Origin of the sequence: Allochromatium palmeri (assembly GCF_009720725.1) — a bacterium.
GTDB classification, from domain to species: Bacteria; Pseudomonadota; Gammaproteobacteria; order Chromatiales; family Chromatiaceae; genus Thermochromatium; species Thermochromatium palmeri.
Genome location: NZ_WNKT01000004.1, coordinates 102,003 through 115,294, shown reverse-complemented (window position 1 = coordinate 115,294; position 13,292 = coordinate 102,003). Strand labels below are relative to the sequence as shown.

Genomic DNA, 13,292 nt, shown 5'->3' with positions numbered 1-13,292 from the left:
AAACGTTACATCCCGCCACCGAGCGAATGGACATAGACGACCAGCTTCTTGATGTCCTGCTCGCTGAGTTTGCCCGCTGGTTCGGCAAAGGCCGGCATCACGGCGCTACGGGTCTCGGGGACGTCCTTTTGATTGACACCATACAAGATGGTGTGACGCGCGCTCTCATAGCCACCCGGCTGGAAGCGCCAGATGCCGTCGCGCAGGTTCGCGGCACCCACGCCGATGAAGTCGCCATTGGGCAGGTCGACCACATGACCGTTGGCGGTCTGACCATGACAGGCCACGCAGCCCTTGGCCTTGAAGAGCGTCCAGCCGGCCTCGCTTCCTCCCTCGCCGCCGGTCTCGTTCATCTGGACGACCCAGTGGGCGAGCGTATCGACCTCGGCCTCGGTGAGTATGGCCTTGTGCGCCGGCATCAGCGACTGACGCCCGCCCGTGATGGTCTCGGCGAGCTTGGCCGTGGTGCCGCCATAGAGCCAGTCATCATCGGCGAGTACCGGATAGCCTGGATTGCCCTGCCCGCCGCTGCCGTGGCAGGCGGCGCAGTTGTCGCCGAACAGCACCTTAGCCGAGGCCAGGGTGTATTGCTTCAGCCCCGGATCGGCCAGGATCTGATCGGCAGTCAGGTTGCGGATCTGATCCTCGAACTGAGCGCGCTTGGCCTCGATGCGCTCGACGCCCTGCTCGTACTCCTTGATCTGGCTCCAGCCAAGGAGGCCGGGCGTCGGCTCATCGCCGATCGGCCAGGTCGGATAGAGGATCGAATAGCCGACGACCCAGATGATCGACAGCCAGAATCCCTGCATCCACCAGCGCGGCGGCGGATTGTTCAGCTCGCGGATATTGTCGTCCCAGACATGCCCGGTGTTGTTCTCGCCTGGAAAGAGATCATGGTCGGCCATCGTCGTCTCCAAAAGGGGCATCGTCCTCCTCGAACGGGATGTGCTTCCTGGATTCGAGCTGCTCCCGGTTCTTGGGACGAAAGACCTGAAAATAGGCCAGGATCATCAGCAGGAAGATGACGACGGTCAGGATGGTGCCGATCCAGTCGTTGACCGTCATCGCTCCCCAGTCGGTCGCAAAATAGTCGATGAGGCTATTCACGATAGGCCTTGGCGTCATCGAACGCGACCATGGTACCCAGCACCTGGAGATAGGCCACCAGGGCATCCATCTCACTCTTGCCGTCGAGCAGACGCTCAGCGGCGGCGATATCGGCATCCGTATAGGGCACGCCGACGTGCCTCAAGCCCTCCATATGACGCTGCATCCGCGAGCCGGTCCCGGCCGGCCAGAGTGTGAAGCCGAAGACCCGCAGCGACCGGTCCGGATCGGCAGCGGTCGTATCAAGCCAGGGATAGCCGGGCATGACCGATTCGGGCACCAGCGCACGCGGATCGTACAGATGCTGGCGTTGCCAGTCGTTGGAATACTTGCCGCCGACACGCGCCAGATCGGGGCCGGTCCGCTTCGAACCCCATTGGAAGGGATGATCGAACATCGACTCGGAGGCGAGCGAATAATGGCCGTAGCGCTCCTTTTCGTCGCGGAAGGGGCGGATCATCTGCGAATGACAGAGATAGCAGCCCTCGCGCTGATAGATGTCACGCCCGGCCAGTTCCAGCGCTGTGTAGGGCCGCACACCGTCGCCCGGCTGCCAGTTCCACTGCTCCTTGCCCGCTTCATCGACGGTGACGATGGGTTCCTGGCCCGCCTTGTCCCAGACGATCTCGGGGAAGGCGTTGTGCTCCATCGTGCCCTTCAGATAGAACAGCGGCACGATCTCGACCAGTCCACCCACCGAAAGCACCAGGGCGGTAGCAATCAGCAGACCCCAGACGTTGACCTCCAGCCATTCCTGGAGGCTCTTGACGCGAACCTTGGCTCTGTCGCTCATGTCGATACTCTCCGCTTCAGGCCATGGCCGGGAGGGCGCGCGCCTGTTGCAGGCGACCCTCGACGACGGATTTGCGCACGGTCATCAGCACGTTGAACAGCATCACCGCCGCGCCGAACAGGAATATCATGCCGCCGATGGCGCGCATGGCGTAATAGGGATGCATGGCGTCGACCGACTCGACGAAGGTATAGGCCAGGGTGCCGTACTCGTCATAGGCACGCCACATCAGACCCTGCATGATCCCCGACACCCACATGGCGACGATATAGATGACGGTGCCGATGGTCGCGGTCCAGAAATGCAGGTTGATCAGACGCTCGGAGTACATCTCGGTGTGGTAGAGCCGGATCATCAGATGGTAGATGGCGCCGATCGAGATCCCGGCCACCCAACCGAGCGCACCCGAGTGTACATGGCCGATGGTCCAGTCAGTGTAATGCGAAAGCGCGTTGACGCTCTTGAGTGCCATCACCGGCCCCTCGAAGGTCGACATGGCATAGAAGGCCAGCGCCATGATCAGGAAGCGCAGCACATAGTCGGTGCGCAGCCGGTCCCAGGCGCCGGATAGTGTCATCATGCCGTTCACCGCCCCGCCCCAGGACGGGATGATCATGGCCAGCGAGATCGCCGCCCCCAGCGAGCCGGTCCAGTCCGGCAGCGCCGTGTATTGCAGATGGTGCGCGCCGAGCCAGACATAGCCGAACATCAGCGCCCAGAAGTGAATCACCGACAGCCGGTAGGAATAGATCGGCCGTCCGGCCTGCTTGGGCACGAAGTAATACATGATGCCGAGGAAACCGGCGGTCAGATAGAAGCCGACCGCATTGTGACCCCACCACCACTGGATCATGGCGTCCTGCACCCCGGAGAAGATGGAATAGGACTTGAAGAGTCCGACCGGAATCGCCAGGCTGTTTACGACATGCAGATAGACGATCATGATCATCATGCCGAGGAAGAACCAGTTCGACACATAGATGTGCGAGGACTTCCGCTTGGCGATGGTCATGATGAAGTTGAATGTGAAGGCCAGCCAGACCACGGCGATCAGGATGTCGATCGGCCATTCCAGCTCGGCGTATTCCTTCGACTGGGTCAGCCCGAGGGGCAGTGTAAGCACCGCCAGCACGATGACCGCATTCCAGCCCCAGAAGGTGAAGCGCGCCAGCGTGTCGCTCCAGAGTCGCACCCCGCAGGTGCGCTGAACCGAGTAGAAAGCCGTGGCCATCAGGGTACAGCCGCCGAAGGCGAAGATGACGGTGTTGGTGTGCAGCGGACGCAGCCGCCCGAAGGAGAGATAGGGACTGTCGAAGTTCAGAAACGGCCAGGCCAGTTCCGAGGCGATGTAGACACCGAAGGCCGCACCCAGCACCAGATAGACCACAGCCATGATCGTGAACCAGCGCACGATATCAAAATTGTACTTTTGCTCCAGACTGGCTTGCATGGACCCTCCCGAAACCATTGGACAGCACGAAGGTGAGGAGGCATCCGGCCTGGTACTGGGCGGCCGCGATCCAGAGGCGCCAATTGACGAATCTCAATGGATCGCGTCGTGAAAGTCAACCGTTGATCGTCAATGCTTATTTGAAGAAAGCGTCGACCGAAAACCCTTCACTTTCGAGGATATCGCGCAGCCGGCGCAGCGCGTCCATCTGGATCTGACGCACCCGCTCGCGCGTGACGCCCAGTTCGCGCGCCACGCTTTCGAGCGTCGAGTTCTCATAGCCGTGCAGACCGAAACGGCGCTCGACCACCTCGCGCTGCTTGTCGTTGAGCAGCCCGAGCCAGTGCTCGATGTTGACATGGATGTCGTCGTCCTGGATGCGCTCGGTGGGGTCACTGGAACCATCGTCCTGGAGCATGTCGACCAGCGGCTTGTCGGCGTCCTTGCTGTAGGGCGTGTCGACCGAGGTGATGCGCTCATTGAGGCCCAGCATGCGCTTGACCTCATTGATCGGGCGGTCGAGCAAATGAGCGATGTCTTCTGAGGTGGGATCATGATCCAGGCTCTGCGCCAACTGACGCGACGCCTTGAGATAGATGTTGATCTCCTTGACCACATGAATGGGCAGCCGCACGGTGCGGGTCTGGTTCATGATGGCGCGCTCGATGGTCTGACGGATCCACCAGGTCGCATAGGTCGAGAAGCGAAAGCCGCGCTCGGGGTCGAACTTCTCGACCGCCCGGATCAGCCCGAGATTGCCCTCCTCAATCAGATCCAGCAGCGGCAGACCGCGATTGAGATAGCGACGCGCGATCTTGACCACCAGGCGCAGGTTGCACACGATCATGCGCTGACGCGCCGCGTTGTCGCCGGCCTGGGCCAGGCGGGCGAACCGGATCTCCTCCTCGGCGGTCAGGAGTCTGGACTCACCGATCTCGTTGAGATAGATCCGGGTGGCATCGAAATCGGCCTCGGCGGCGTCGATGGGGCGCTCTTCCGGAACGCTGGACGAGTCGCCATCGAGCGGCTTGAGATCCTCCGAGTCGGACTCCTTGGGCGCGAGCGCTTCCGAGTCCTCGTCCAGCATCGGCAAGGCATCGCGATCGATTTCGGGCAGATTTTCGGGGGTCTCGCGGTCTTCAGCGCTCGACATCCACATCCTCCGGCGCGCGGGACGAAATTCTTAACGACGCGCAGGCAGATAGAGGATCGGGTCTACGGCCTGGCCATGACGACGAACCTCGAAATGCAGCAGATAGGCGCCATCCGCGCCCTGACCGACCTCAGCCAACACCTGGCCCTGTTTCACGCGCTCACCCTGCGTGACCAATAACCGGCGGTTGAAGCCATACGCGCTCAGATACTTTTCAGTGTGTTTGACGATGATAAGGTTGCCGTATCCCTTGAGTCCACTACCGCTATAGACGACCTGACCATCGGCCGCGGCCTTGACCTGATCCCCGGCCTGTCCGCCGATGCGCAGAGCGTGACGAGTACGATCGCCCTCGCTGAAGGTCTGCACCAGCGGGCCGGTGAGCGGCCATTCCCAGTCCACCCCCGAGGGGCCGCGCCGACTGCCCGGACCCTCGCGCGTCGCGGTCTTTGCAGCGGAGCGCGTGGTGCGGGTCTGGGCCGTTTTAGTCGTCTTGGTCTTGGTCTTGGTCTTGGTCGCCTGACGCCTGGCGGTCTGCTTCGCTGGAATCGGATCCGCGGGAGTCTGGCTCGCCTCAGATTGGTTCACCGGCGTAACCGGCGTGGGGTCGCTCCCAACCGTCTTGGGGACATCCGCCTCGATGGGCGCCGGTGGCTTGCGTACTCTCCTGAACCGTTTAGACGCCTCGCCATCCGGCGGCGCAATGCGCAGCAAGGTATCGGTATAGATGGTGTAAGGCGGTTCCAGCCGATTCCAGTGCACAAGCTGACGCTGACTGATCCCGAGTCGCTGGGCGATCAAACCGAGATTGTCGCCGCTTCGGATCAAATAGTAGCCGTCGGGCGCCGGACCGGACCAATACCGGCCATGGAGCGATTCCGACGTTCTGGAGGCACAACCGGCGATCAGCAGCGTCAGAACCAGACTCAGTAGCGACGAGACGACTGGCAGCCATACGCGGTCTGGCTCTTTACAGGTGGTAGCTGGGGTCGATCGAGGCTGGAACAAGGTCAGGTCACCGCTTCCATCAGGCCCGCCGCGAACCTCAGCCGGCAGGTTCCGGTTCAGGCGACCCCAGCCAGCAAGGGTACGAAGCTGGCAGGTTCCAGGATTTCGTGACCGAAGCCGCCACGCGCCAGCCGCACCAGCCGCACCAGACTCTGGTGCGGTCCATCGCCGATCGGCAGCACCATGACCCCACCGGGCGCGAGTTGCTCGGCCAGTGCGCGCGGTATCCCGCGCGGGGCGGCGGTCACGAGGATGCCCTGATAGGGCGCGTATTCATGCCAACCCTGGGCACCATCGCCATGGCGATAGCGAATATTGCGCATCTTCAACGCGCCGAGCCGTTCCTGGGCGCGTTCGAACAGCTCGCCGACGCGCTCGACACTGTAGACACGGCGCACCAGCGAGGCCAGGACGGCGGTCTGGAAGCCGGAGCCGGTGCCGATTTCCAGCACCGTGTCGGGCGCGCCGTGCTCGATCAGCGCCTGGGTCATGCGTGCTACGGTATAGGGCTGGGAAAGCGTTTGGCCATGCCCGATCGGCAGCGCCGAATCTTCATAGACCCGACTGGCAAGCGCCTCGTCGACGAACAGATGGCGGGGCAGCTCGCGCATCACGCGCAACACCTCGGGCGAGTCGATCCCGGCCTCTATCAGACGCTGGATCAGACGTTCGCGCGTGCGTCTGGAGGTCATGCCGATCCCCGGATCGAGCAGGGTCTCGGCCATTACACGCATCCGGCCAGCCAGGAGCCGAGCGACGCCAGCGCAGAATGACGGGTCAGATCGACCTGAAGCGGCGTGATGGAGACAAACCCCGTGCGCACGGCTTCAAAGTCCGTTCCAGGTCCGGCATCCTGCTCGGGACCGGCCGGCCCGATCCAGTAGATCGGCTGACCGCGCGGATCGCGCGCCTCGACGATCGGTTCGGCCTTGTGACGATGTCCGAGCCGCGTGGCTTTGAAGCCTGCAAGTTCGGCATAGGGTCGATCAGGGACATTGACATTGAGGATGATGCTGGCTTCGAGTGGACGCTCGCGCAGACGCTCAACCAGTTGGACCGCCACGCGCGCCGCCGTGTCGAGATGCTGGGGCGTACTCGAGGCCATGGAAATCGCGATCGAGGGCAGCCCCAGGAAGCGCCCCTCAGTGGCGGCGGCCACGGTGCCCGAGTAGAGCACGTCGTCGCCCAGATTCGGACCATGATTGATGCCGGAGACCACGATGTCAGGCTCGATCGAGGGCAGTCCGGTGAGCGCCAGATGCACGCAATCGGTCGGTGTGCCGTCGACCTGAATGAAGCCGTTGGGCATGCGCTTGGCACGCAGTGGACGGTCGAGCGTGAGCGAGTTGCTCGCCCCGCTGCGATCGCGCTCGGGGGCCACGACCACCACCTCGCCCAAGGCCGCCAGGGCCTCGGCCAACACGATCAAACCCGGTGACTGATAGCCGTCGTCGTTACTGACAAGGATCTTCATGGCGATATGCTTGCTCTCCTGACTTCGCCGAAGATCATACTCCAATGGGCGCCGATCGGGCATCCCGACATCGTCGACCGACGGCGCGACAGCTATACTCGGGCCCGAGCGCGCCCAGACAGCCAGAGATCCGGATCCAGCCGATGAAGCCCACACTCCAGGACACCGACCGTCAGCTCTTTCGCGAACAGGTCGAGGATGCCGAGCCACTGTCGTTCGAGGGCGCTGAGCCATTCCGTCGCCGCCCGCCGCCGGTGCCGCGTCCACGCCCGATCGAGGCGCCGGATGGCGACGAGCGGGTGGCGCTCGCCGAGTCAGAGGTCGAGACCCACGACTATCTGCTCTTCGCGCGTCCCGGCGTCCAGAATCGGGTGCTGGCCGATCTCCAGCGCGGCGCCTTTCCGGTCGGGCTGGAAGTGGATCTGCATGGACTCCAGGCTGAACACGCGCGCCAGATCCTGGCCGAGTTCCTCGCCGAGTGCGCGCATCGGCGCGTGCGTTGCGCGCGCATCATCCACGGCAAGGGCATGCGTTCCAGCGGACGCGCGCCCGTACTCAAGAGCAAGGTCAACTATTGGCTCAGACTCTATGATCAGGTACTGGCCTTCTGTTCGGCGACCCGCCGCGATGGCGGAACGGGCGCGGTCTATGTGCTGCTGCGCAATCCCAATAAGGCCGGCAGAACGCGCGCGCTGTGATGGACGCTCGGCGCCAGATTCGCACACGCCATGCTTGCAATTTCGTGACCGCCACCCACTCCTTTGTATCCACTGCCCCGTGATACCATCCGCGCCATGCTGACCTATCCCGACATCGACCCCGTCGCCCTCGCCCTTGGCCCGCTCAAGGTCCATTGGTATGGACTCATGTATCTGATCGGCTTCGCCCTGGCCTGGTGGCTCGGGCGCTGGCGCGCACGGCGTCCCGAGTCCGGCTGGACGACCGAGATGGTCGACGATCTCATCTTCTATGGTGTCGTCGGTGTCATCGTTGGCGGGCGGCTCGGCTATATGCTGTTCTACGGCTTCGATCAGATCCTGGTCAATCCGCTGAATCTGCTCAAGGTCTGGGAAGGCGGCATGTCCTTCCATGGCGGGCTGATCGGCGTCCTGGTCGCGATCGGGCTGTTTGCGCGCCGTCATGGTCTGCACTTCTTCCAAGTCGGCGACTTCCTCGCGCCCCTGGTGCCGACCGGACTGCTGGCTGGGCGTCTCGGCAACTTCATCAATGGCGAACTCTGGGGGCATCGCACCGAGCAGCCCTGGGGCGTCCAGCTCCCCTGCGAGCACTTTCCGCATCAGTGTCTCGATCAGCCGGCTGATGCGCTGCTGAGTCCCGCCGTGCATGCCTCCCAGCTTTATGAGGCTGCGCTCGAAGGGCTGGTGCTGTTCGTCGTCCTCTGGCTGTTCTCCAGCCGCCCGCGCCCGATGATGGCGGTCTCAGGGTTGTTCCTGCTCGGCTACGGAAGTTTCCGCTTCCTGGTCGAGTTCGTGCGCGAACCCGATGCCCATATCGGCTATCTGGCCTTCGACTGGCTGACCATGGGACAGATCCTGTCACTGCCGATGGTGCTCGCGGGTGGACTGCTGCTCGTCCTGGCCTATCGACCCAAAGCGGCGGACTGATAGGGTCTGAACGCAGATCAGCAGGCAACAAAAAACCGGCTCTAGGCCGGTTTTTTGTGTCTCAAGCAAGCGTCTTCGCGATCAGGCCATGGCCTTGATGTGCGCGTTCAGGCGGCTCTTGTGACGGGCGGCCTTGTTGGCGTGGATCAGACCCTTGCGAGCAGCGCGGTCGATACGCGGCACGGCATCCTTGAACGCCTGAACAGCCGCTTCCTTGTCTTCGGCGCGGATCGCCTTGATCACCTTCTTGATAAAGGTGCGCAGGGTGCTGCGCTGAGCCATGTTACGCTGACGACGGTCTTCCGCCTGACGGGCGCGCTTGCGCGCTTGGGGTGAGTTAGCCAACTGAGAGTCTCCCGAGAATTCGATGTCTGACGCGGTCAAAGTAAAAACGATGAAACCGCGTGGAGGGTCGGCCAGCGGCTTGGGCCATACCGAACGCGGTTTAGACGACGCAGTATTTCGGATCGGGGCGTGATTGTCAATTATAATCAGCACCTTTTCCTGTCTGGAGCCGTCTCCGATCCATGGCCTCGCTGGTTGCTGCATTCGCCAAGGTGGGTGGCGGGACGCTGTTGTCGCGCATTCTGGGATTCGTCCGTGATCTGACGATCGCGCGCGTGTTCGGCGCCGATGCCGCGACCGATGCCTTTTTCGTCGCCTTCAAGATCCCCAACTTCGCGCGCCGGCTGTTCGCCGAGGGCGCGTTCTCGATGGCGCTGGTTCCGGTACTCAACGACTATCGCGAGCAGCAGGGACGCCCGGCGCTCCAGTCCTTCGTCGACGACATGACGGGCACGCTGGCCGCCGCGCTGCTGCTGATCACTGGGCTGGGCATTCTGGCCGCGCCGCTGCTGATCCTGGCCTTTGCCCCCGGCTTCGGCGCAGAGGCCGATCAGTTCGCGCTGGCTACGATGCTGTTGCGACTCACCCTGCCCTATCTGTTCTTCATCACGCTCACGGCACTGGCCAGCGCCCTGCTCAACACCTATGAGCGTTTCGGAGTACCAGCGTTCACGCCGGCCCTGCTCAATATCATCCTGATCGGCTGTGCGCTGTGGCTGGCGCCGCGTCTGGAGACGCCGATCCTGGCGCTGGCCTGGGGCGTGCTTATTGCTGGACTGACGCAACTGGTCTTTCAACTACCCTTTCTGGCGCGACTCGGACTCTTGCCACGTCCCCGCTTCAAGCCGCGCGATCCGGGCGTGCGCGCCGTTTTCAGGCGTCTGGGGCCGGCGATCCTGGGGGTGTCCGTGGGTCAGATCAGCCTGCTGCTCGACACCCTGCTCGCCTCGGTCCTCGTGACCGGGAGTATCTCCTGGCTCTATTACTCGGATCGGCTCATGGAGCTGCCGCTCGGACTGCTGGGCGTGGCCCTGGGCACAGTGATCCTGCCGCGTCTGTCACAAAGCCAGGCGGCGCAGGATCCCGAGCGCTTCTCGGACACGCTCGACTGGGCCTTGCGTCTAGCGCTGCTGCTCGGCCTGCCGGCGGCGGTCGGGCTGCTGGTGCTGGCCGAGCCGGTGATGGCGACGCTCTTTCTGTCGTCGGAGTTCGACACGCACGCTGTCACCCAGGCCGCGCACTCGCTCATGGCCTATGCGCTCGGCATCCCGGCCTTGCTGGCGATCAAGGTGCTGGTGCCCGGCTATTACGCCCGGCAGGACGTGCGCACGCCGGTGCGTCTGGCCCTGATTGCGCTCGGTGTCGGGCTGGTCGTGCATCTGCTGCTCATGGTGCCGCTGGGACATGCCGGACTGGCGCTCGCAACGGCGTTGACAGCCGCGCTCAACGCCGTCCTGCTGCTGCGCGGGTTAAGACGCTCAGGTCTCTATCGACCACGACTCAACTGGAGGCGCCTGCTCAGTCAGACGGTGCTGGCCAGTCTGAGCATGGGATTCGTGCTGCACTGGGGCATTGGGGTGCGCGCCGACTGGATCCAGGCAGATTCCTGGACGCGGATCCTGGAGCTGACAGGCTGGATTCTGGCGGGCGGATTGGTTTATGTAACACTACTGCTCGTTGCCGGACTAAGGCCGCGCGATCTGCGCGAGTGTCGTTGATGGGCATTTTTGCCTGACCAGACAGCAACCTGTCAGTTTGAAGCCCTGCGGAGGCAGCTCAGGCCGCCAATTCAGTCAATACCTCGGGATGCTTGGCGACGATCTTCAGAAGACACAGCACCGCCCCCGGCGGCGTGAATCGCCCCTGCTCCCAGTCACGCAAAGTTGCCACAGGCGTCTGAATCAGGTCGGCAAACTGAGGCTGTGAAAGCCCCAGCGCCTGACGCGCGGATCTGACGAGCATCTGCTCCGGGGTCGTGGTGCGCGCGATGAGGCCGTCGCGCATCTCGGCGAGGCTCTCGCGCAGACCCGGCAAGGCTTCACCCGCGTCCTGTTCGATGGCTTTGGCGATCTGGTCGATGTTCATCGAGCGGCCCTCAGTATGTCGTTGGGTTGGATGTTGGACTGATCCGACTTCGCATAGATCGCGACCAAACAGACCACGCCTTGCGCCATGAGGTTGAAGTAGATCACGCGCACGCCGCCGCGTTTACCTTTCGCTTGAGCCGCCCAGCGCACTTTCCGCGCGCCGTCGGCACCTGGGATCACGTCGCCGGCCAGTGGGTTCCGGGCGATCCAGGTCACGAAATCGAGCCGCTCGTCCTCCGACCAGATGGCGTCGGCCTGCTTCTGAAAGGTCGGAGTTTCGATGACGGTTTGCATGGGTTGCATCGTGCGGGAATCCCGCATCATGCACAATGCCCTGATCAGGACACCTCAGCCAAATCCCCCTTCTCCTGCAACCAGGCACGCCGATCCGCCGCGCGCTTCTTAGCCAGCAAGCGGTCGAGCAGCTCGTCGGTCTGATCCGCCTCGGCGATGGTGAGCTGCACCAGGCGGCGCGTGTCGGGATGGATGGTGGTCTCGCGCAGTTGCGCCGGGTTCATCTCGCCTAAGCCCTTGAAGCGCTGCACATTGACCTTGCCCTTGATCTTCTCGGCGGCGATGCGGTCGAGAATACCCTTCTTCTCGTCGTCGTCGAGGGCGTAGTAGACCTGCTTGCCGACGTCGATGCGATACAGCGGCGGCATGGCGACATAGACATGCCCTTCGGCCACCAGACGCCGGAAGTGCTTGAGGAAGAGCGCGCACAGCAGGGTCGCGATATGCGCACCGTCCGAGTCGGCGTCGGCCAGGATGCAGATTTTGCCGAAGCGCAGTCGGCTCAAATCATCACTGCCCGGATCGACGCCGATGGCCACGGCGATGTCGTGGACTTCCTGCGAGGCCAGCACCTGGTCGGGTTCGACCTCCCAGGTGTTGAGGATCTTGCCGCGCAGCGGCAGGATGGCCTGGAACTCGCGGTCGCGTGCCTGCTTAGCCGAGCCGCCGGCCGAGTCGCCCTCGACCAGGAACAGCTCGCCGCGCTCGGGATCGGTCGCGGTGCAGTCGGCGAGCTTGCCCGGCAGCGCCGGACCCTGGGTGATCTTCTTGCGCGTGACCGTCCGCCCGGCGCGCAGTCGTGCCTGGGCGGCGCCGATCGCCAGCTCGGCGATGCGCTCGCCCTCGGCGACGTGCTGATTGAGCCACAGACTGAACGAATCCTTGACCACGCCCGCGACGAAAGCCGCGCACTCGCGCGAGGACAGCCGTTCCTTGGTCTGGCCCGAGAACTGCGGGTCGAGCAGCTTGACCGAGAGGATGTAACTGACGCGGCTCCAGACATCCTCCGGTGCCAGCTTGACCCCGCGCGGCAGCAGGTTGCGGAACTCGCAGAACTCGCGCACCGCCTCGGTCAGCCCGGTGCGCAGACCATTGACGTGGGTGCCGCCCTGCACGGTCGGGATGAGGTTGACATAGCTCTCGGCGATCGGCTCGCCGCCGCCGGCCCTGGGTGGCTCAGGCAGCCACACCAGCGCCCAGCTCGCCGCCTCTGTGCGTCCTTCCATGTCGCCGATGAAGGGTTCAGATGGCAGGGTCTCGACGCCGTTGAGCGACTGGAGCAGATAGTCCTGGAGTCCGTCCTGATAGCACCAGAGCTGCTCCTCGCCGCTGGTTTCATCGCGAAAGCGCATTTCCAGCCCTGGGCAGAGCACGGCTTTGGCCTGGAGCAGATGAGTCAGCGGACGCACGGCAAACTTGGGGCTATCGAAATAGCCGGGATCGGGCCAGAAACGCAGCCGGGTACCGGTCGCCTGGCGTTTGACCGTACCGACCACATCCAGATCGCTGACCTTGTTGCCGTCCCTGAAGGCCATGTTGTATTCCTGGCCGCCGCGCCGGACCCAGACCTCCAGATGCTGCGAGAGCGCGTTGACCACGGACACGCCCACGCCATGCAGACCGCCCGAGAAGCGGTAATTGTCGGCGTTGAACTTGCCGCCCGCGTGGAGCTTGGTGAGGATGACCTCGACCCCAGGGCGGCCTTCCTGCGGATGGATGTCGACCGGCATCCCGCGCCCGTCGTCCTCGACCTCCAGCGAGCCGTCGGCATGGAGCGTGACGGCGATGCGCTTGGCATGACCGGCGAGGGCTTCGTCGACGCTGTTGTCGATGACCTCCTGCGCGAGATGATTGGGACGGGTGGTGTCGGTGTACATTCCGGGGCGCTTGCGCACCGGGTCGAGGCCCTGGAGGACTTCGATGGCTGAGGCATCGTAATGGCCGGTCATGAACGCG

At 63.6% G+C, this 13,292-nt stretch carries 15 protein-coding genes; 3 read left to right on the top strand and 12 right to left on the bottom strand.

Going from position 1 to position 13,292, the window contains the following annotated elements:
- Positions 1-5: 5 nt before the first annotated feature.
- From ccoP to surE, 8 genes are all read right to left on the bottom strand, one after another.
- Positions 6-905 carry a cytochrome-c oxidase, cbb3-type subunit III gene (ccoP, locus tag GJ668_RS03575; RefSeq protein ID WP_155448750.1) on the bottom strand — a complete coding sequence of 300 codons (900 nt, stop codon included), beginning with the start codon at positions 903-905 and terminating at the stop codon, positions 6-8.
- Complete coding sequence (locus GJ668_RS03570) at positions 892-1,107, bottom strand: CcoQ/FixQ family Cbb3-type cytochrome c oxidase assembly chaperone (protein WP_186342856.1); 216 nt, start codon at positions 1,105-1,107, stop codon at positions 892-894. The genes ccoP and GJ668_RS03570 overlap by 14 nt, the downstream gene beginning before the upstream one ends.
- Positions 1,100-1,900: a cytochrome-c oxidase, cbb3-type subunit II gene (gene ccoO / locus GJ668_RS03565; protein ID WP_155448748.1), complete on the bottom strand. Its 801-nt coding sequence runs from the start codon at positions 1,898-1,900 to the stop codon at positions 1,100-1,102. Before ccoO ends, GJ668_RS03570 begins: the two co-directional genes overlap by 8 nt.
- Positions 1,901-1,916: 16 nt before the next feature.
- Entirely contained in the window at positions 1,917-3,350 is a 1,434-nt protein-coding gene (ccoN, locus tag GJ668_RS03560; RefSeq protein ID WP_155448747.1) for a cytochrome-c oxidase, cbb3-type subunit I, read from the bottom strand.
- A 136-nt stretch (positions 3,351-3,486) separates the two neighbouring features.
- Positions 3,487-4,503, bottom strand: a complete 1,017-nt coding sequence (gene rpoS, locus GJ668_RS03555) for an RNA polymerase sigma factor RpoS (RefSeq protein ID WP_155448746.1) — start codon at positions 4,501-4,503, stop codon at positions 3,487-3,489.
- A gap of 30 nt (positions 4,504-4,533) precedes the next feature.
- The gene (locus GJ668_RS03550; RefSeq protein WP_246194614.1) at positions 4,534-5,511 is read right to left on the bottom strand and encodes a peptidoglycan DD-metalloendopeptidase family protein; all 978 of its coding nucleotides are present in this window, start codon (positions 5,509-5,511) and stop codon (positions 4,534-4,536) included.
- A 56-nt stretch (positions 5,512-5,567) separates the two neighbouring features.
- Positions 5,568-6,236, bottom strand: coding sequence for a protein-L-isoaspartate(D-aspartate) O-methyltransferase (locus tag GJ668_RS03545; protein WP_222930747.1), 669 nt, complete (start codon positions 6,234-6,236; stop codon positions 5,568-5,570).
- The gene (gene surE, locus GJ668_RS03540) at positions 6,236-6,985 is read right to left on the bottom strand and encodes a 5'/3'-nucleotidase SurE (RefSeq protein WP_155448744.1); all 750 of its coding nucleotides are present in this window, start codon (positions 6,983-6,985) and stop codon (positions 6,236-6,238) included. The genes GJ668_RS03545 and surE overlap by 1 nt, the downstream gene beginning before the upstream one ends.
- A 143-nt stretch (positions 6,986-7,128) precedes the next feature.
- On the opposite strand from surE, the gene GJ668_RS03535 reads away from it, so the two are divergent.
- A complete protein-coding gene (locus GJ668_RS03535) occupies positions 7,129-7,683 on the top strand; it encodes a Smr/MutS family protein (RefSeq protein WP_155448743.1) in 555 nt (184 codons plus the stop codon).
- 96 nt (positions 7,684-7,779) lie between these two features.
- The gene (gene lgt / locus GJ668_RS03530; protein ID WP_155448777.1) at positions 7,780-8,610 is read left to right on the top strand and encodes a prolipoprotein diacylglyceryl transferase; all 831 of its coding nucleotides are present in this window, start codon (positions 7,780-7,782) and stop codon (positions 8,608-8,610) included.
- Positions 8,611-8,691: 81 nt separating this feature from the next.
- On the opposite strand, the gene rpsT is transcribed toward lgt, so the two are convergent.
- A complete protein-coding gene (rpsT, locus tag GJ668_RS03525; RefSeq protein ID WP_012969996.1) occupies positions 8,692-8,955 on the bottom strand; it encodes a 30S ribosomal protein S20 in 264 nt (87 codons plus the stop codon).
- 182 nt (positions 8,956-9,137) lie between these two features.
- Here rpsT and murJ point away from each other — a divergent pair, with 182 nt between their 5' ends.
- Positions 9,138-10,673, top strand: coding sequence for a murein biosynthesis integral membrane protein MurJ (gene murJ / locus GJ668_RS03520; protein ID WP_155448742.1), 1,536 nt, complete (start codon positions 9,138-9,140; stop codon positions 10,671-10,673).
- A gap of 58 nt (positions 10,674-10,731) precedes the next feature.
- Here the strand turns inward: murJ and GJ668_RS03515 are convergent, their stop codons facing one another.
- Genes GJ668_RS03515 through parE form a run of 3 tightly spaced genes read right to left on the bottom strand, consistent with a single transcriptional unit; the run spans position 10,732 to position 13,285 of the window.
- Positions 10,732-11,040 carry a helix-turn-helix domain-containing protein gene (locus GJ668_RS03515; protein WP_155448741.1) on the bottom strand — a complete coding sequence of 103 codons (309 nt, stop codon included), beginning with the start codon at positions 11,038-11,040 and terminating at the stop codon, positions 10,732-10,734.
- Positions 11,037-11,336 (bottom strand): DNA-binding protein, encoded by a 300-nt coding sequence (locus GJ668_RS03510; protein ID WP_155448740.1) that lies wholly within the window; start codon positions 11,334-11,336, stop codon positions 11,037-11,039. Before GJ668_RS03510 ends, GJ668_RS03515 begins: the two co-directional genes overlap by 4 nt.
- Before the next feature lie 44 nt (positions 11,337-11,380).
- Positions 11,381-13,285 (bottom strand): DNA topoisomerase IV subunit B, encoded by a 1,905-nt coding sequence (parE, locus tag GJ668_RS03505; protein ID WP_155448739.1) that lies wholly within the window; start codon positions 13,283-13,285, stop codon positions 11,381-11,383.
- Positions 13,286-13,292 lie beyond the last annotated feature (7 nt).

Excerpts from the sequence above, each read along its gene's own strand:
- ccoP (WP_155448750.1), bottom strand. The coding sequence starts at position 905 with ATGGCCGACCATGATCTCTTTCCAGGCGAGAACAACACCGGGCATGTC.
- ccoO (WP_155448748.1), bottom strand. The coding sequence starts at position 1,900 with ATGAGCGACAGAGCCAAGGTTCGCGTCAAGAGCCTCCAGGAATGGCTG.
- ccoN (WP_155448747.1), bottom strand. The coding sequence starts at position 3,350 with ATGCAAGCCAGTCTGGAGCAAAAGTACAATTTTGATATCGTGCGCTGG.
- rpoS (WP_155448746.1), bottom strand. The coding sequence starts at position 4,503 with ATGTCGAGCGCTGAAGACCGCGAGACCCCCGAAAATCTGCCCGAAATC.
- GJ668_RS03545 (WP_222930747.1), bottom strand. The coding sequence starts at position 6,236 with ATGGCCGAGACCCTGCTCGATCCGGGGATCGGCATGACCTCCAGACGC.
- surE (WP_155448744.1), bottom strand. The coding sequence starts at position 6,985 with ATGAAGATCCTTGTCAGTAACGACGACGGCTATCAGTCACCGGGTTTG.
- GJ668_RS03535 (WP_155448743.1), top strand. The coding sequence starts at position 7,129 with ATGAAGCCCACACTCCAGGACACCGACCGTCAGCTCTTTCGCGAACAG.
- lgt (WP_155448777.1), top strand. The coding sequence starts at position 7,780 with ATGCTGACCTATCCCGACATCGACCCCGTCGCCCTCGCCCTTGGCCCG.
- murJ (WP_155448742.1), top strand. The coding sequence starts at position 9,138 with ATGGCCTCGCTGGTTGCTGCATTCGCCAAGGTGGGTGGCGGGACGCTG.
- GJ668_RS03515 (WP_155448741.1), bottom strand. The coding sequence starts at position 11,040 with ATGAACATCGACCAGATCGCCAAAGCCATCGAACAGGACGCGGGTGAA.
- GJ668_RS03510 (WP_155448740.1), bottom strand. The coding sequence starts at position 11,336 with ATGCAAACCGTCATCGAAACTCCGACCTTTCAGAAGCAGGCCGACGCC.
- parE (WP_155448739.1), bottom strand. The coding sequence starts at position 13,285 with ATGACCGGCCATTACGATGCCTCAGCCATCGAAGTCCTCCAGGGCCTC.